General features: G+C 69.2%; 11 protein-coding genes. 3 read left to right on the top strand and 8 right to left on the bottom strand.

Annotated elements, in window-relative coordinates; translation table 11 throughout:
• Positions 1-42: 42 nt before the first annotated feature.
• The 4 genes from ACG0Z3_RS18425 to ACG0Z3_RS18440 form a co-directional block, all read right to left on the bottom strand.
• Positions 43-192 carry a hypothetical protein gene (locus tag ACG0Z3_RS18425; protein ID WP_394400149.1) on the bottom strand — a complete coding sequence of 50 codons (150 nt, stop codon included), beginning with the start codon at positions 190-192 and terminating at the stop codon, positions 43-45.
• 2 nt (positions 193-194) lie between these two features.
• The gene (locus ACG0Z3_RS18430; protein ID WP_394400151.1) at positions 195-2276 is read right to left on the bottom strand and encodes a TonB-dependent receptor; all 2082 of its coding nucleotides are present in this window, start codon (positions 2274-2276) and stop codon (positions 195-197) included.
• Between the two features lie 287 nt (positions 2277-2563).
• Complete coding sequence (locus ACG0Z3_RS18435; protein ID WP_394400153.1) at positions 2564-5089, bottom strand: S8 family peptidase; 2526 nt, start codon at positions 5087-5089, stop codon at positions 2564-2566.
• Positions 5090-5194: 105 nt separating this feature from the next.
• The gene (locus ACG0Z3_RS18440) at positions 5195-7885 is read right to left on the bottom strand and encodes a sensor domain-containing diguanylate cyclase (RefSeq protein ID WP_394400155.1); all 2691 of its coding nucleotides are present in this window, start codon (positions 7883-7885) and stop codon (positions 5195-5197) included.
• 128 nt (positions 7886-8013) lie between these two features.
• Between ACG0Z3_RS18440 and ACG0Z3_RS18445 the strand changes: the two genes are divergently transcribed.
• Positions 8014-8559 carry a DinB family protein gene (locus ACG0Z3_RS18445; RefSeq protein ID WP_394400157.1) on the top strand — a complete coding sequence of 182 codons (546 nt, stop codon included), beginning with the start codon at positions 8014-8016 and terminating at the stop codon, positions 8557-8559.
• A gap of 171 nt (positions 8560-8730) precedes the next feature.
• On the opposite strand, the gene ACG0Z3_RS18450 is transcribed toward ACG0Z3_RS18445, so the two are convergent.
• On the bottom strand, positions 8731-12342 hold the full coding sequence (locus tag ACG0Z3_RS18450; RefSeq protein WP_394400159.1) for an indolepyruvate ferredoxin oxidoreductase family protein: 3612 nt from the start codon (positions 12340-12342) through the stop codon (positions 8731-8733).
• A 118-nt stretch (positions 12343-12460) separates the two neighbouring features.
• Here ACG0Z3_RS18450 and ACG0Z3_RS18455 point away from each other — a divergent pair, with 118 nt between their 5' ends.
• The gene (locus tag ACG0Z3_RS18455; RefSeq protein ID WP_394400161.1) at positions 12461-12925 is read left to right on the top strand and encodes an Lrp/AsnC family transcriptional regulator; all 465 of its coding nucleotides are present in this window, start codon (positions 12461-12463) and stop codon (positions 12923-12925) included.
• 77 nt (positions 12926-13002) lie between these two features.
• A complete protein-coding gene (locus ACG0Z3_RS18460; RefSeq protein WP_394400163.1) occupies positions 13003-14019 on the top strand; it encodes a sensor domain-containing diguanylate cyclase in 1017 nt (338 codons plus the stop codon).
• Between the two features lie 11 nt (positions 14020-14030).
• Here ACG0Z3_RS18460 and ccsB read toward each other — a convergent pair whose 3' ends face one another.
• From ccsB to ACG0Z3_RS18475, 3 genes are all read right to left on the bottom strand, one after another.
• Positions 14031-15380, bottom strand: a complete 1350-nt coding sequence (ccsB, locus tag ACG0Z3_RS18465; RefSeq protein ID WP_394400165.1) for a c-type cytochrome biogenesis protein CcsB — start codon at positions 15378-15380, stop codon at positions 14031-14033.
• The gene (locus tag ACG0Z3_RS18470; protein WP_394400167.1) at positions 15377-17461 is read right to left on the bottom strand and encodes a cytochrome c biogenesis protein ResB; all 2085 of its coding nucleotides are present in this window, start codon (positions 17459-17461) and stop codon (positions 15377-15379) included. Before ACG0Z3_RS18470 ends, ccsB begins: the two co-directional genes overlap by 4 nt.
• Before the next feature lie 67 nt (positions 17462-17528).
• Positions 17529-18149: a c-type cytochrome gene (locus tag ACG0Z3_RS18475; RefSeq protein ID WP_394400169.1), complete on the bottom strand. Its 621-nt coding sequence runs from the start codon at positions 18147-18149 to the stop codon at positions 17529-17531.
• Positions 18150-18158 lie beyond the last annotated feature (9 nt).

Genomic DNA, 18158 nt, shown 5'->3' on the forward strand with positions numbered 1-18158 from the left:
CCACCCCCAGCGTCCACGATGACGCTGAAACAGCGTCCACGATCAGACTGAAACGCCGTCCACGATCACGCTGAAATCCCGTCCACCATCAGTCTGAAACGCCGTCCACGATGGGCTGAAATACGCAAGCACCAGCGCGAGGCCAGCGATCAGGCCGACCCAGCGGTGTAGCCAGGTCAGGAGCTTGCGCATGCTCAGAAGTCGCGGCGCCAGCTCAGCGTGACGTTGCGGCCGCGGCCGGCGTAGTAGTCGTCGTTCGTACCCGCGTAGTGGGCCTCACCGTAGTAGGTGAAGTAGCGGCGGTCGAGCAGGTTCTCGATGCCCAGGCCCCACTGGCCGGAGGCGGTCTGCCAGCGGGTGGACAGGTCCAGCACCGTGTAGCCCGAGAAGCGCTCCGCCAGCGACGTGGTGCCCGAGACCCGGCCGAGGTTGGCCTCGCGTGGTCGGTAGTGCGTGGCATTGAGCTGGGTTTGCCAGTCGTTGCGCGGCATCCACTGCGCGCCGATCAGCAGCTTGTCCGGCCCCTGCGAGCGGGCGCCCAGCATCAGGGTCAGCGGCTGGCCGGCGGCGCTGGCGGTGCGGCCCAGCGTGCGGGCGTAGGTGGCGTTGAGCTTGAGATGTGTGTCGACGCGGTGCTCCGCCATCACCTCCACACCCTTCACCTGGATGGGCACGCGTTGCACCGTGCCAATGCCGTTGGAGACGATGATCTGGCTGCCCAGTTCGGAGCGCGAGCGGTAGACCGAGGCCGACAGCGTGGAGGCGCCGCCGCGCCAGTTCACGCCGATCTCGTGGTTCTTCACCACGATGGGCTGCAGGTCCACCAGCTGGGTCACGGACTGGTTGGCAGTCCTTACGGCGCGCAGGATCAGGCCAGCGTCAGGCGGGCCGAAGCCCTCGTTGTAGGCAGCGAAGGCCGACCAGCCGCTGCGCCCGAAGCGCCACACGCTGCCCAGGCTCTTGACGAGCTGGTTGGCGCGCCGTTCGCCACCGGTCACCAGGGTGTTGTTGTAGAAGGCCAGCGTGCGGTAGCTGTCCACCTGCAGCTTTGTGTGCTCGTCGCGCAGGCCGCCGCGCACCGTCAGCGGGCCAGCCTCGTACTCCAGCTGCACAAAAGGGGCGAGGCTGCGGTAGTGCAGCGGTGGCACCCAGGTCCGGCCGGTCTGCGTGAGACGCTGCGAGGAGGTGTCGTCCAGCAGGTCGATGCCGGTCGTGAGCTCCAGACCCGTGAGGCCCAGATCCGGCCGTACCCAGCTGCTGCGCAGGCCCCATTTGCGGGCGACGATCTCACTTTGATCCACCAGCGTGCCTGCCGGTGCGATGCTGGTGTCCTGGAAGGTCGTGATCAAACCGCCGCTGTAACGGGCATGAAAGTCCTGCTTGAACAGCTGCACGCTGGCGCGGCCGCCGGCGAGGTCGTCGTGTGTCCAGTCCAGGCTGACCGAGCGCACGCGGTTTTGCGGTGCGTCCCAGGCGGGCGTGCCGTCGGTCGACGTGGTGGGTTGGCCCGTGGCGCGGTTGCCGGGAACGTCGACCCGGTCGTCGAAGCCCTGGGCATTGAAGCCGTTGAGCATGAGCTGCAGGCGCTGGGCGCCGAACTCCGTGCCGGCCTTGAGGAAGAGGTCGGCCGAGCGATGCAGCGACTCGGTGGCCAGCGACCGGCCGGCGCCATCGACGCCGGTGTCCTGCGACAGCGCGCCGGCATAGAAGATCACGTCCCACGGCTGGCTCGTGGCGCTGGATTCGCTACGGTGCTGCAGCAGGTAGCCGGTCTTCCAGCTGCTGCTATCGCCGTGGAACTGGCTGCCGAGCTTGAGCTCGACCGACTGTTGCGTGCCGGCTTTTACCGGGCGGCGCGTGATGGTGTTGATGATGCCGCCGGTCGCACCCATGCCCTGGGCCGCCGAGGCGCCGCTGACCACCTCGATGCGCTCCACGATCATCGGATCGGCGAAGTAGCCCTCGCGGCCGCCGAAGCGCAGCGGGTTGGTTTGTGGGATGCCGTCCAGCAGCAGCAGCGCGTTGCGGCCGCGCAGGCCTTCGCCGAAGTTGCTGAGCTTCTGGCGTGATGGCGCGTAGCCCGGCACCTGCTGGGCGAGCAGGGCGCTGGGATCCTCGCTGACCAGGGTCAGGGCCTCGATGTCCGCCCGGGAGATGACGCCCACGGCACCGGGTATGCGGTCCAGCGCCTTGCTGCCACGCGTGGCGGTGACGAGAACGGCCTCCAGCTGCTGGGTGGGGGCGTCGTCAGCGGCGCGTGCGGCGGGGCTGAGCATGGCGGCTGCCAGGGCCAACGCGAGCGGGCGAAGGGCTGGGGCGCGCCGAGGCACTTGCGAGTCGGCGGAAACGGTCTTGCGGGGCATGGTTGTTGCGGGCGATGGGTCGTGCGAGCCGGGCGGCGACAGCACCGCCACACCCGCTCACTCAGGGAAGCCCGTCAGTTTAGCTTGCGAATGAGATTGGTTCGCATTGACGATGTTGTGTGGCTAACCGCTTGTGCTTGCTCTGGGCATCTGTCGGGCTTGGGGTCACAGCCCAGCCGACGCCGGCTCTCAGCCCGGGCTCACGTGCCTGAGAGCCGGCGCGTGCAGTGACCGAGCATCAGTGCTGCGTTCAGCAAACCCAGCAGCCACCACGCCGACATCCCGCCGCCACCCCCGCCGCCCGAGCCGCTGCTCGCCCCACTTGTCGCCGTGCTGGCCGCTGATACCGTGAGCGTCTGCGTCTTGACCGACTGCGCGCCCGCGCTGTCGGTCAGCGTCAGCTGCACCGTGAACGTGCCCGCCGCGCTGGTGGCGACTGTCGCGGTGGTGCCCGTCGTGCTGCCGCTGAACGCCGCGATGGCGCTGCCGCTGGTGATGCTCCACGCATAGCCGGTCAGCGTGCGCCCGGCCGGGGCGCTGGAGCCGGCGCTGTCCAGCGTCACGCTGTTGCCGGCGGTCACGGTCGTGGCCGAGGCGTTGATGCTGGCCGTCGGGCCCAGCGGCGTCACGGTCACCGTGGTGCTGGCGCTGCCGGTCTGGCCCAGCGTGTCGATGACGGTCAGCGTCACGGTGAAGCTGCCGCTGCTGCTGCCCAGCGTGCCGACGCTGGCCGTGGCGGCGTTGGTGGCCGTGGTGAACGTGGCCAGGCCGGTGGGCGTGGCGCTGACGCTCCACTGGTAGCTGGCGATGGAGAAGCCCGTGGCCGCCTTGGCGCTGCTGCCGTCGAAACTGACCGGTGTGCCGGCCGCCACGGCGCTGGCTGAGGCGACGATGCCCACGGTGGGGGCGGCCGGGGCGGTGAGCGTCAGCGTGCGTGTGGCGGCCGCCTGCTGGCCGGCGCTGTCGGTCACGGTGAGCTGCACGGTCACACTGCCGATGCCGGTGCTCACCAGGCTGGCGGTGGCAGCATTGGTGGCGCCGCTGAAGCTGGCCAGGCCCGAGCCGGCCGTGATGCGCCAGGCCCATCCGGTGATGCCGCGCGTACCGGGCGCGGTGGAGCCGGCAGCGTCCAGCGTCACGGTGCTGCCGGCGGTCACGGTGGACGCGCTGGCGGTGATGCTGGCGGTCGGTGCAGCCGCGCTGGCGGCGGCCGTCACGGCCGCGCCCACGTCCAGCAGGCCGGCGCCGCAGGTGGAGGTGGTGCAGTAGCACTCGTCCTGCACGGTGCTTGTCGGTGCGCGGCAGGCGGGCACGCTGCTGCCCGCGGGTTGGGTGGGGAAGCTGCGTGCCGTGCTCTGCAACAGCGACTTGATCTGCGCCGGTTTCAGAGACGGGTTGACCGACAGCATCAGCGCCGCGGCGCCCGACACCATGGGCGCTGCAAAGCTGGTGCCCACTGAGTAGTTGCTGCTGTTGCTGTAGCCGTGCGTGCCGGCGGTCGTTGTGCCGCTGTTGGTGGCGGTGAGGATGGGGTAGAGGCAGGCGCCGCTGCTGTTGATGCAATTGCCGCCGGGCGCAGCGAGAGCGACCTCCGGGCCCAGGCTGGAGAAGCCGACCTTGGTGCCGCTGTGGCGCACGCCGGCCACGGCGACGACGCCCGTGCAGTTGGCGGGCACGCTGACGGCCAGCCCTTCCTCGTTGCCGGCGGCGGCCACGACCGTGACGCCGGCTGCGACGAGCTGGTTGATGGCGTCCTGGTAGGCCGCACCGCAGCTGCCGCTGCCGCCCAGGCTGAGGTTGATGACCTTGGCCGGGTTGGGGTTGGCGGTCGGCACGCTGGTCAGCCCGGCGGCCCACAGCATGCCGGCAATGATGTCGGAGTCGCTGCCGCCGCATTTGCCCAGCACGCGCACGGGCAGGATCTTCACGTCATGCCCCACGCCTGCCATGCCCACGCCGTTGTTGGTGTGCGCGCCGATGATGCTGGACGTCTTGGTGCCGTGCCAGCTGCTGCTGGTGGCGGCCTGGCCGCTGCCGCATTGGTTGGCGGTGGTCCAGTCGCCGGGGTCGGTGGCATCGCTGTCGCGGCCGCCGCCGTCACCGGCCGTGGTGGTCGAGCTGACGAAGTCGTAGCCGGCCACCAGCTTGGCCGACAGGTCGGGGTGGGTCAGCAGCACGCCGGTGTCCACGTCGGCGACGACGATGCTGGCCGAGCCGGTGGTCAGCGCCCAGGCGCCGACCGCATTGATGGCGGACACCAGCGTGCTGTCCGGCGCCTGCAGGGTCCACTGCCCGGCCGCCAGTGCGGCGCTGCTGCTGGCGGGCAGCAGCGGGTCGTTGGGCAGGGCCAGCGGGTAGCGGCGCTCGTCGGGCACGGCGTACTCGACGTCGACGTCCTGCGCCAGGCGCGCGGCCAGCGCGGCGGAAGTGAGTGTGCTGTCGCCCCACACGACCTGGCTGCGCGCGTCGATCATGCGGCCGTCGCGCAGGGTCAGGCCTTGCCGGCCGGCCAGCGTGGCGGCCTGCTGCGGACCGCGATCGCCGCGGGCGCGGGCCTCGCGCATCAGCGGGCCCAGGGCCTTGAACTTGACGATGACGCGCGCGCCGTCGGCGCCGGCCGAGGCCGCATGGGCGGGCAGGGCGGCCAGCACCAGCGCCAGCAGGGCGATGGCGGCTATCAGCACGAGCAGCAGGGGCAGACAGAGGCGGGGTGGGGGCAGGCGCACGGGCGGGCTCCAGGGTGGACTGCCGCGATGCTCGGGCCGTCCCGTATCCGGCTTGCGTACGGTCTGTGTCGTGGCGGACACATGACCGCCGCGCGACCCCCGTCGCTATCGCTGCAGCGCCCGCGAGCGGCCGGCGCGCTTGTTCGCGTACATCGCTTCGTCGGCATGGCGCATCAACGCGTCGGGCGAGCGGCCGTCGGGTGGATAGTGAGCCAGCCCCAGGCTGCTGCCCACGGCCACGTCAATGCCGCTGCTCAGCGTGATGGGCTGGGTCAGCGCGTCCAGCAGCCGGCTCAGTACCGGTTCGGCGTCGGCCGGGCCCTGGGCGGGTGTCAGCAGCACGACGAATTCGTCGCCGCCCAGCCGGGCCACGGTGTCGGAGGCGCGCAGGCCGGCCTGCAGGCGCGTGGCCACGGCCTGCAGCACCTCGTCGCCGGCATCGTGGCCGTGGTGGTCGTTGACCTGTTTGAAGCCGTTCAGGTCCAGGTAGGCCAGCGCGAAGACGTGGCCGCTGCGCTCCGCGCCGGCGATGGCCTGGCGCAGCCGGTCGGCCAGCAGCAGGCGGTTGGGCAGGCCGGTCAGCGCATCGTGCAGTGCGGCCTGCTCCAGCCGCGCCTCGTGGGCCTTGCTCTGCGTGATGTCCACCATCATCCACATCGACTCGCCGCCGCGCTCCTGGGTCGCGGCGGTCAGCTCCACGCCGGCCAGGTCCACCCAGATCAGTGCACCGTCCTTGCGGCGCATCTGCAGCTGCGTGCGGAAGCGCCCGCCGGCATGCATCTGCGGCAGGGCGGCGGCACCCAGCGCCTCGTAGGTGGCGGCGTCCACGTGCAGTTGCAGCGCCGTCTGGCCCAGCAACTCGCCCTCGGCGTAGCCGAACATGCGCTCCAGCGCCTGGTTGCGCCAGGTGATGTGGAGGTCGCGCATCTTGGCGATGCCCACGAGGTCGCTCTCCAGCATGGCCTCCTGGTCCAGCGTCAGCTGCTGCAACTGCTGGCGGATGCGGTGGGTCTCGGTGATGTCGAACATCACGGAGCGGCTGCGCAGGTAGTGGCCGTCGGCGTCGTAGATGGCGGTGGCCGACAGGCTGACGCGGCGGGTGCGGCCGTCGCGGCCGGTGAGGTCGAACTCCAGCCCCTTGACGCGGCCCTCGCGCTTGAAGCGGGGGAAGGCCTCGTCGAACAGCGCGCGGCCCTCGGCGCTGAAGAAGTCGCGCGGGCTGGCGCGGCCGATGAGCTCGTCGGCCTTGCAACCCAGCCACCGCAGCCCCAGCGCATTGATCTGCAGGAAGCAGCCGTCGCCGTCCAGCGCGTAATAGGCGCAGGGGGCGTTGTCGTAGAGGTCCTGCAGGCTCTCGCGGGCCTCGTCGGCCAGCGCTTGCAGCTGCTTGCGCGTGGAGATGTCGGACTCGATGACGACGAAACCGCTGAGCTCGCCGTCGGGGGCATGCAGCGGCTGGATCTCGATGTCGGCCCAGTAGTCGTGGCCATCCTTGGCGCGCTGCACCAGTTCCACGTCGCAGCCCAGGCCCACGGCCATGGCCTCGCGCATGCCGTGCACGGTGTTGGCGTCGGTCAGTTCGGAGTGCAGCAGCTCGCCGGGCAGCCGTTGTTGCGCTTCGGCCGGCGTGTAGCCCGTCATGCGCGTGAAGCCGGCGTTGACCCAGACGATGCGGTGCGCGGGGTCGGTGATCATGACCGCGTTGGTCGTGTGGCTGGCCACCGTGGCCAGCCGGGTCAGGTCGGCCGTCATGTCGCGGGCCATCTGCTCGGCGCGCGCGCGGCCTGCGGCCAGCAGGTAGACCGTCGCGGCCAGCAGCAGGCTCAGCAGCGCACCGCCCAGCCCCAGCCCGATGCCCGACAGGCCCAGCAGCCGCACGACGGCGGCACGCGTCAGCGCCGTCTCCAACTGGAACTCGCGGCCATTGACCGTGAAGCGGGTGGTTTCGGCCGTCGGCGCGTCGGCCAGCGCGTAGTCCTGCGCGCCGGCTGGCGACAGCAGCACGCCGTTATGCGATGCCAGCAGCGGCGCGAAGTCGCCGCCGGGCATGCGCGCGGCCAGCTTCACGTCCAGCAGCGACGCGGCGGGCTCGGCCACACCGCGCAGCAACTCGCTGGCCACCAGCGGCGCCAGCAGCAGCCCCTGCAGCGAAGCGCGCCGACGCGCCGGCGTGTCGGGGTCGTGCCCTTGCCGGTAGACCGGCACCAACAGCAGGAAGCCCGGGCCCTGGGCCGGGTCCTGCACCAGGTGCACCGGGCTGGACAGCGTGGGCTCGCCGGTGTCGATGGCCTGCTCGATGGCCTGGCGGCGCACCGGGTCGGCGCCTTCGTCCAGCCCCCAGGCTGCGAAGTTGGGCGGGAACGGCGAGATCTGCGTGATGACGTACAGCGTGGGGTCGGTACCCGAGCCGTGCACGCGGAACTCGACCGATCGCTCGCGCTGGTGCCGCGCCACGAAGGCAGGGAGGTCGGTGCGCTGCACGCGCTCGATGAAGCCGAAGCCGGGCACGCCGGGAAACTCACGTGGCAGGTCGCGCGATTCGACGTAGGCGTCGAAGGCTCTCCGGTTGAAGTGCCCTTCCATCGCGGCCAGCACGCCGCGCGCGCCCTTGAGGCCGTAGACGGGCGTGGTCAGCCGCTTGACGACATCGGCCTGCAGGCGCTCCGTCTGGCGCTCCTGCAGGCTGCGCACCTCGGCGCTGGCCTGGCGCTGCTGCCAGATGGCGGCGGCGGCCGTCAGCGTCAGCCCGAGGGCCAGCACCACGGCGGCCGCCACCCAGGCGGTGGGGCTGTTCATCTCAGGCCCGGTGTAGCCGTCTCCAATGCGCAAGCGAATCTCACTGATGAGGTGGCTGGAAGGATTGAAGCATGTCCGGGCCGCAGAGTCAGCCCCGAACATGCCGCCAGCCCCGCACAATCCTGGCCATGAGCTTGCTGCTGACCCTGGCCCGCGCCAACCGCCTTGCCAACTATCGGCTGCTCGCGGCCGTGGCGACGCTGCCCGACGCCGAATTCCATGCGCCGCGCACCAGCTTCTTCCCGAGCCTGGCGCTGACGCTGAATCACCTCCTCAACGTCGATCACTACTATCTCGCCGCGCTGTATGGCGACGCGGCGATGTGCCACGTCTGGGCAAGTTATGTGCCGGCAGCGACGGTGACCGAGCTGGCGGCGCGGCAGGACGACAGCGACCGGCGGCTGATCGATTTCTGCGCCTGCCTGAAGGCGGGCGACGAGGAGCGCATCGTCGCCTTCGACCGTGGCGCCGGCATCGAGGCCGGCCCGCGCGAGCCGCTGGGCAGGGTGCTGGCTCACCTGTTCATGCACCAGACCCACCACCGCGGCCAGGCGCATGCGATGCTGGCCGGCACGGCGGTGGAGCCGCCGCAGCTGGATGACTTCATCCTGCTGGGTGACTGCGTCCACCGTGAGGCGGACATGGCGGCGCTGGGCTGGGCCGAGCCGGTCTGAGAGGTTGAGAGTCTTTCACCCATGCCCGCCTTGCCCGCCAAAACGCCCTCGCCCGTCGTTGCAAATGCTCGCCATAGCCCGAGCTATGGCTGCGCTTTGCGCCTAGTTCGAGGGCGCTTTGACGCGCCTTTCTGGCATGGCCGAAAAACTCTCACCCTCTGAGGCGGCCCGTCAGAGCTCCGCCACGCCCTTGACCCGCACCGGCAGTGCCACCGGCTGCGGCGCCACTTCGGCCATGCGGCCATGGAAGCGGTCCAGCAGCGCCTGCCACTGCTGCTTCACCGCCACGACGTTGGCATGCTTCACGTGGCCGTAGCCGCGGATCTTCTCGGGCAGGCGGGCCAGGTCGACGGCGGTGCTCAGGTTGTCGGCCGTCAGTGACGCGAGGATGTCGGCCACCAGTGCCTCGTAGTCGGCGATCAACTGCCGCTCCATGCGGCGCTCTGCAGTCTTGCCGAAGATGTCTAGCGCCGTGCCGCGCAAGCCCTTCAACTTCGCCAGCCACTTGAAGGCGGTGAAGGTCCACGAGCCCAGCTCGATCTTCTTCGCGCAGCCGTCAGCGCCGGGCTTGCTGATCAGCGGCGGGGCAAGGTGGAAGGACAGGCACTTCCAGTTCTCGAACTGATCCTTCATCGCTGCCTCGAAGCGGCCGTCGGTGTAGAGGCGCGCCACCTCGTACTCGTCCTTGATGGCCAGCAGCTTGGCGTAGTGGCGGGCCACGGCCTGCGTCAGGCGCTGGCCCTTGCCGAGCGTCGCCTCGGCGGCGCGCACACGCTCGACCAGCGCGCGGTAGCGCTGCGCGTAGGCGGCGTCCTGGTAGTCGGTGAGGAACTGCACGCGCCGCTCGATCAGCCCGTCAGCGCCGTCGAGCTGGTCGAAGTTGAAGAGCTTGACGACGTTGACATCGCCGGCCAGGCGCTGCAGCGCATCCGGTGCGGCGATGGCCAGGCGGCCCAGCGCGAACGCGGTCTTGTTGGCCTCCACGGCCACGCCGTTGAGCTCGATGGCGCGCATCAGCGCCGCCTCGCCGACGGGGATGAGCCCGCGCTGCCAGCAGGCGCCCAGCATGACGATGTTGCTGGGCAGCGTGTCGCCCATCAGGCGCTGCGCGATGTCCTGCGCGTCGATGGTCTCGAGTGCGCCGCTCTCGCCGACAGCGAACTTCATCTTCTCCAGCAGCGACGGCGCCTGCAGCGACGCATCCGGGTTGCGCACGAAGCCGGCGGTGGGCAGTTCATGGGTGTTGGCGAGGATGACGGTGCGGCCGGCCTTCACGGTGCCCAGTGCGTCGGGCGATGCGCCCACCACCATGTCGCAGGCCAGCAGCACGTCGGCCTGCTGGGTGTCGATGCGCACCTGGTTCAGCAGGTCCAGCGTCGGCGCCACGCGCACGAAGGACAGCACCGCACCGCCCTTCTGCGCAAAGCCCATGAAGTCCAGCACCGAGGCCTGCTTGGCTTCGAGGTGGGCGGCCATCGTCACCAGCGCGCCGACCGTGACGACACCGGTGCCGCCGACGCCGGTGACCAGCATGTCGAACGGCCCGGTCCAGCGCCACGCGGCGGGCGGCTGGATGGCGGCGATCTCGCGCGCCAGGTCTTGCGCGGTGTAGCGGGCGCCGGCCTTTTTCTTCAGCACCGGGTCATGCACGGACACGAAGCTGGGGCAGAAGCCGTTCACGCAGGAGAAGTCCTTGTTGCAGCTGCTCTGCTCGATGGCGCGCTTGCGGCCCCAGTCGGTCTCGACGGGCACGACGGACAGGCAGTTCGATGCCACGCCGCAGTCGCCACAGCCTTCGCAGACGGCCTCGTTGATGAAGATGCGCTTCGGCGGGTCGGCAATGACGGAGCCCCCCACGTCGCCTGCGGCGACTGCCCCCCCGAGGGGGGCGCCGTCCGAGCTTGGGGCGGCCCGGCGCTCGGCCTCTCCCTTCTTGCGGCGGCGGCGCTTCTCGGCGGCACAGGTCTGGTCGTAGATCAGCACCGTGACGCCTTCGATCTCGCGCAGCTCGCGCTGCACGCCGTCCATCGCGCTGCGGTCGTGGAAGGTGGTGCCGGCGGGGAACAGTCCGTGATGGCCGTTGTACTTGTCGATGTCGTCGGACACGACGACCAGCTTCTTTACGCCCTCGGCCTCCACCTGCCGCGCGATCTGCGGCACGCTGGTGCTGCCGTCCACCGGCTGGCCGCCGGTCATCGCGACGGCGTCGTTGTAGAGGATCTTGTAGGTGATGTTGGCCCTGGCCGCGATGGCCTGGCGGATGGCGAGATAGCCCGAGTGGTAGTAGGTGCCGTCGCCCAGGTTCTGGAAGACGTGCTTCTCCTTCGTGAAGCGCGAGTGCGCGGCCCAGTCCACGCCCTCGGCGCCCATCTGGATGAGGCCGGAGGTGCCGCGCTCCATCCAGCTGGCCATGAAGTGGCAGCCGATGCCGGCCAGCGCGCGCGAGCCTTCGGGCAACTTGGTGGACGTGTTGTGCGGGCAGCCCGAGCAGAAGTAAGGCTGGCGGCGCACGCCATCGGCGGCGTTGCTCAGCAGGCAGGGCGTGAGGAAGTCCACCACGAGGTGGCGGCGGTCCAGCGCGGGGTTCAGCCGTGCCAGCCAATCGGCCACGGTGCCCATGATGCGGCTGGGGCGCAGCTCACCGAGTGCCGACAGCACCGGCGCGCCGTGCTCGTCGGTCTTGCCGACGACGCGCGGGCGCTGGAACTCGGGCAGGTGGTACAGCAGCTCCTTGATCTGGCGCTCGACGACCGGGCCCTTCTCCTCGATGACGAGCACATCGGTGAGGTTGCTGCAGAACTCGACGATGCGCGTGGGCTCCAGCGGGAACACCAGGCCCACCTTGTAGACGCGCACGCCGGCGGCGGCCAGTGCGTTGGGGTCCAGGTCCAGCCGGCGCAGCACTTCCATGAAGTCGTAGTGCGCCTTGCCGACCGTCACGATGCCCAGCGTGGCCGCAGGGCTGGTGACGATGTGCTTGTCGATGCTGTTGACCTTGGCGAAGGCGCGCACGGCGTCCAGCTTGTGCGCGAGGCGTGACTCCAGCTCCAGCGACGGCAGGTCGACCGCGCGGATGTGCAGGTTGGTCGGGGCCGTGTAGTCGACGGCATGCTCGAAGTCGAGGGGCACGGTGTCGAGATCGACGGTCATGCCGCTTTCGACCACTTCCGAGATCGCCTTGAAGCCGACCCATGCGCCGCTGAAGCGCGACAGCGCCCAGCCGTACAGGCCGAACTCCAGGTACTCAGCCACATTGGCCGGGTGCACCAGCGGCATGCTCCAGGCCTGCAGCGCCTGGTCGCTCTGGTGCGGCGTGCTGCTGGAGACGCAGCCGTGATCGTCGCCGCACACCACCAGCACGCCGCCCTGCGTGCTGGTGCCGTAGACATTGCCGTGCTTGAGTGCGTCGCCCGAGCGGTCAACACCTGGCCCCTTGCCGTACCACATTGCAAACACGCCATCGACGGTGCGCTGCGGGTCCAGCGCCACGCGCTGCACGCCCAGGCAGGCGGTGGCGGCCAGGTCTTCGTTGATGGCGGGCAGGAACTCGATGTGGGCCTTGTCGAGGAACTTCTTGGCCTTCCACAACTGCTGGTCCACCATGCCCAGCGGCGAGCCGCGGTAGCCGGACACGAAGCCGGCCGTCTTCAGCCCCGCGCGCTCGTCCTGCTTCTTCTGCGCTAGCAGCAGCCGCACCAGCGCCTGGGTACCGGTCAGGAAGACGGCGCCGCCGTCAGCCGCAAGGTTGTCGCTGAGCTGGTAGGGGCGCAGGGTGTCGGTCATCGGAAGTTCCTGGATGGGCGGGAGATTCTTTCCCTCGACGGCCGGAATAACTTGCCTCATTGCCGCAGATCGCGCGTAGCGGTGAGATGATTTTTCTCTAAAGGAGGAAAATCAAGAAATGAATGACTTTGATCGTGCCAGTCGACAGATCCTCGAGGCCCTGCAGGTGGACGCTCGACAGTCGACGCAGGCGCTGGCCGAGGCGGTGGGGCTGTCTGCCACGCCGGTGTGGCGGCGCGTGAGGGAGCTGGAGGAGCGCGGCGTGATCCGGGGTCAGGTCGTGCTGGTGGACCGCGAGAAGCTGGGCCTGTCCATCCTCGTGCTGGCCCAGGTCAGCCTGGTGCGACACAGCGAGGGCGCGGTGGAGCAGTTCGAGCAGCTGGTCGGCACGCGCCGCGAGATCATCGAATGCCACGCCATCACGGGCGATTCGGACTACGTCATCAAGGTCGTCGCCGCCGACATGAAGGCCTACGACCAGTTCCTGCAGCAGCACATCTTCAAGCTGCCCGGCGTGGCCAGCGTGCGCAGCAACGTGGTGCTGCGTGAGGTCAAGTACGAGACGGCTTTGCCGGTGGGGTGATGAGGATGTCGTGCATGCGGTGTTCCCGATCGGCCGCTGGCTGCATACAGTAGGCCGGTCCTCACAAGCTGCCACTCATGGACTCCGTCTTCGCCCAACTCGCCAGTTCCATCCACGGTGCCCGCACGCTGGAGGAGCTGACCCGCCCCTTGCTGGAGATGCTGGAGGCCGTCAGCGGGCTGGAATCCACCTACCTGACCACGGTGGACCTCGCGGCCGGCCTGCAGCATGTCTTGTACGCGCGCAACTCCCGCGACCTGCAGATCCCGGAAGGTTTGGTGGTGCCCTGGGGCGACACGCTGTGCAAGCGTGCGCTGGACGAAGGACGGCCGTTCACCGACGAGGTGGGCGCCGTGTGGGCCGACTCGCAGGCCGCGCAGCAACTGGGCATCCAGACCTATGTCAGCACGCCGGTGCACACTGACGATGGTGCCTTGTACGGCACGCTCTGCGGCGCCAGCTCACGGCGGCGGCCGTTGACCGAAGATGCCGCAAACGTGCTGCGCCTGTTTGCCAGCCTCATTGAGCAGCATGTCAGCCGCGAGCGTTTGGTGGAGCAGTTGCAGCAGGCCAATGCGGAGCTGCAGACGCAGGCCTTGACGGATGCGCTGACCGGCCTGTTGAACCGTCGGGCGCTGCAGCAGGAGCTGGCGAGGCTCATCTCGCTGGCCCAGCGCACCGGCTGTTGGCTGCTGGCTGGCGCCATCGACCTGGACGGCTTCAAACAGGTCAACGACACGCACGGCCACGATGCCGGCGACGAGTTCCTGTGTGGCGTGGCTGTGCGGTTGCAGGCGGCCTTGCGCGGTGGTGACGTGTTGGCCCGCATGGGCGGCGACGAGTTCGTCGTGCTGGGCCTGGGGCCCAGGCTGGTGGAAGACGGCGCCGCCGCAGCCCGGTTGATGCGACAGCGCCTGGCCAGCGCTACGGCCGCCGTCTACCCGGCCGGCGCGGCTCGCATCGACTACGCCGGTGCCAGCGTGGGCGTGGCCTGCGTGGACCCGCAGCGGGTGGGCGCCGACGAGGTGCTGCGCGAATCGGACGCGGCCATGTATCGCGTCAAGCTGCAGCGCCGCCAGTCAGTGCCGCACTGAGGCGCGCCCGCTCACAGCTCGCCGTAGCTGTGCAGGCCGGACAGGAACATGTTGACGCCCAGGAAGGCGAAGGTCGTCACCAGCAGGCCCACCAGTGACCACCAGGCCGACACGGCGCCGCGCAGCCCTTTCATCAGCCGCATGTGCAGCCAGGCGGCGTAGTTCAGCCAGACGATGAGCGCCCAGGTCTCCTTCGGGTCCCAGCTCCAGTAGCCGCCCCAGGCCTCGGCGGCCCAGAAGGCGCCCAGGATGGTGGCGATGGTGAAGAACGCGAAGCCCAGCGCGATGGCCTTGTACATCAGGTCGTCGAGCTGGGGCAGGTCGGGCAGACGGGCGCTCAGCGGCCGGCGCGCCGCGACGCACAGGCCCAGGAAAACCATCACGCTGGCGATCTTGCCGGCCCAGCTGACCAGGCCTGCAGCCGTCTCGGCCGACACGCTGCCGAACGCCCAGACCGCGCCGATCAGCGCCAGGATCAGCCCCGGCACGCCGATCAGGCCCACCAGCAGTGAGTAGGTGCTGGCCGTCTTCAGCAGGTAGGCCAGCGCCACCATGGCGGCCAGCGCGAAGGCGCCATATCCGACGAAGTTGGCAGGCACGTGGATCTTCATCCACCAGCTCTGCAGCGCCGGCACCAGCGGCTGGATCTCCTGCGCGCCGCGTGCCACCGTGTACCAGAGCAGGAAGGCCACCGCCGCGCTTACCACCAGCATCACATACGCACCCAGCGAGCGCGTCGCGAAGCGCTGCTCGTAGTACAGGTGGAACAGCGCCGTCATCCAACAGAACAGCACGAACACTTCGTAGAGGTTGCTGACCGGGATGTGGCCGATGTCGGGCGCGATCTGGTGGCTTTCGAACCAGCGCACCAGCGTGCCCACCAGCGCCATGAACACGCCGCCCCAGGCCAGCTTGGAGCCCACGACTTCGGCCACGCTGTCACGGCCGGCGCCGGTGAAGAAGCCGCCCCAATAGAACAGCATGCTCATGACGAACAGCAGGCTCATCCACAGGATGGCGCTCTGGCTGGACAGCATGTACTTCAGCAGGAAGACCTGCTCGGCGGCAGCCAGGTCGGCGCCGAAGGCATCCGGCTGGCGTGCATACAGGGCTATGGCCAGCAGCGTGGCCGCGCCGGTCGCCAGGCTCAACACGCGCAGCGGCTTCCAGAACCAGCCCAGCGCGATCAGCGAGGGCAGGGAGCAGGCGAGGATGGCCTGCTCGTAGACGTCCATGCTGGCGTGGTAGCGCTGAAAGGCGTAGCCGCCGCCCAGCAGCACGAGGGCGGCGAAGACCCAGTCCAGCGCGTCACGGCGCTGCAGCGCATGGCGGCGCGGCAGGTCGAAGGTGGTGGTGTTCATTGCATCTCCTTGAGCAGGACAGCTTTCAGCTGCGCGAAGAGGGTGGCGTTGTCGGGGGATTCGCGGGTGCTGGACATGGCCATGCGCACCTGCGAGCTCGCCGTGTCGGCGCTGGGCGCGATCCACACCCACAGCCGGCGCTCCTTCACATAGAGCATGGCGAAGACGCCGATGATCAGCAAAACGGCGCCCAGATAGACCAGTTTCTGCCCGGGGGCTCGCGCCACCTGGAACACGCTGGCCTGCACCTGCTCGAAGCTGTCCATCTGCACCAGCATGGGCGCTGGGTAGTAGAGGCTGTCGGACAGCGACAGCACCGCCTGCGTCATGAAGGCCTGCGTGGCCTCGTTCACCACGGCGGGCGCCAGGCCGTCGCGCGCCCGGGCCAACTGGTGCAGCTCGAACAGGCTGCCGTTGAGGATGCGCAGCAGCACTTCCGACACGCGCGCGTGCTCAGTCTCGGGCACGTCGCGCTCAATGAACTGCGACAGCGCGGGCAGGCCGCCCTTGGTGTCGTCGCCGTTGGATGCAGTCGTGGCGGCGCCGGAGAACAGCGTCAGCGCGCGCAGCGCCGTGGTCTGCAGCTGTTCCTGCATCTTGGGCTGCGTGGGTGGTGTGGCCGAGCGGGCGTAGGCCCGCGCTGCCGCCTCGCGCAGGCCCGCGTCGCCCAGGGCGTGGCGCAGGCGCAGCCAGCCGTCCAGGCGGTCGTTCTCGTCCACCGGCATGCGCAGGTAGCGGAAGTTCTCCGACGCCGACTCGCGTACGCCCGCCAGGAACAGGCGTTGCCCGTCCAGCGCCACCGGCACCATGTAGTTGTTGAACTCACGTGCCTGGCCGGCCGCGTCGCGCAGCTTGTAGCTGAAGCTGGGGCCGACGTTCTGCAGCGACTTGGCCTTGTCGCCCTTGGCGCCGCTGCCCAGGTGCTTGCTCAGGCGCTCGCCCAGATCCACCTTGCGCACATCGGCGCCACTGGTGTTGCCGGCACCGTTGTCGGCCATGTTCTCGACGTTGATGACGCGCAGGCCATCCAGCTCCAGCGTCAGCTCGCCCACGCCGGTCTTGGTGCCCACGCGGCCGGCCAGAGGCACGGGTTTGCCGCCCGTCAGCGGCAGCAACTGCAGCTGCAGCTGGCTGCCGCCGTCCTCAAAGCTGCTCTGGTAGATGGCCAGGCCGTTGTGGATCACCGGCTCGTTGACCTTAACGGTGGCCTCGCGGCGCGTGCCGCCATCGTGGATGACGATGTCGCTAGCGAAGCTCTTGGGCATGCCGGTGTCGTAGTACTCGACGCTGAACTTCTTCAGCTCGATGTCAAACGGCAGGTCCTGCAGCACGACGCCGTTGGGCAGGCTGAGCACGGCGATGCCCTGTCGCTGCTTCTCCGGCACCGACACGTTGCCGCGGAAGCTCGGGTTGGCTGCCGACAGCCGATGCTCGGGCTTGATGTCGGCGATGAAGCCGGCGCCATCGAAGATCTCCTTGCCCTGCAGCCACATGGCCAGCCGCACCATGGCGTTGCCGTCCAGCACGCCGCCGATGAGGATGAGCACGATGGCCGAGTGGGCGGCGATGTAGCCCAGCTTGTTGGACGCGCCGCGGCGGGCCGCGATCATCGTGCCGTGCTCGCGCTGTTGCACCCGCGCTTTCCAGCCCAGCGCGGTCAGCGTGCTGCCGATCTCGGCCAGCGCCATCTGCGGGTTGCTGGGCAGCTCGGCAATGGCCTTGTGGTGGTGGGCCTGCAGCGACTGCTCGCGCACGCCTTCCTTGTAGTTCTTCAGATCGGCCAGGATCTTGGGCGTGTTGCGCAGCACGCACAGGCTGGTGGAGATCACCAGGAAGGCCAGGATCACCAGGAACCACGGCGCGCTGTAGACCGTGTACAGGCCCAGCTTGCCGAACACTTCGGCCCAGAACGGGCCGAACTGATTGATGTAGTTGCCCATGGGCTCGCTCTGGCGCAGCACGGTGCCGATGACCGAGGCGATGCAGATCACGCTGAGCAGCGCGATCGCGAAGCGCATGGAGGCGAGCAGGTCCAGCAGTTCGCGGGCCAGCGAGGGGCGGGAGGAGGAGGCTGACGACATCAGGTGGAGAGGGCGAAAAAAAGGCCGGTGAGGTTCACCGGCCTTCTTCCAGAGGCTTGGTTCGGGTTCAGCGCAAGCCAGCAATGTAGTCGGACACGGCCTTGATTTCCTTGTCGTTCATCTTGGCGGCCACACCGGTCATGACGGCGTTGTTGGCGCGGGCGCCGCTGCGGAACGCCACCATCTGGGCTTCGACGTAGTCGCCATGCTGGCCACCCAGGCGCGGGTACTGAACCGGCATGCCAGAGCCCGTGGGGCCATGGCAGCCTGCGCAGGCGGGGATGCTGCGGTCGGCGATGCCGCCGCGCCAGATCTTTTCGCCCAGCACGACGGTGTCCTTGTTCTTCGCGAAGCCCGGCTTGGCCGTCTTGCTGGCGTAGAACGCGGCGACGTTGCGCATGTCATCCTCAGACAGCGGCGTGGCCATGCCCTGCATGATGGCGTTCTTGCGCTTGCCGCTCTTGAACTCGGCCAGCTGCTTGGCTAGGTACTCGGGGTGCTGGCCCGCAAGAATGGGGTTGGCCGGCGAGCCGCGCGAGCCGTCTGCGGTGTGGCAGGCGGCGCAGACCTGGCTGGCGATGGCGCCACCCTTGGCGAGGTCGGGCTTGGCCGGCGCGGCAGGCGCACCGCTGGCGAAGGCCGTGGTGGCCAGCAACAGACTCGACAGGACGATGGCGGCAGTCTTCATGGATTTGTT

The sequence above is a fragment of the Pelomonas margarita genome, from assembly GCF_043555875.1.
Lineage (GTDB): Bacteria > Pseudomonadota > Gammaproteobacteria > Burkholderiales > Burkholderiaceae_C > Pelomonas > Pelomonas margarita.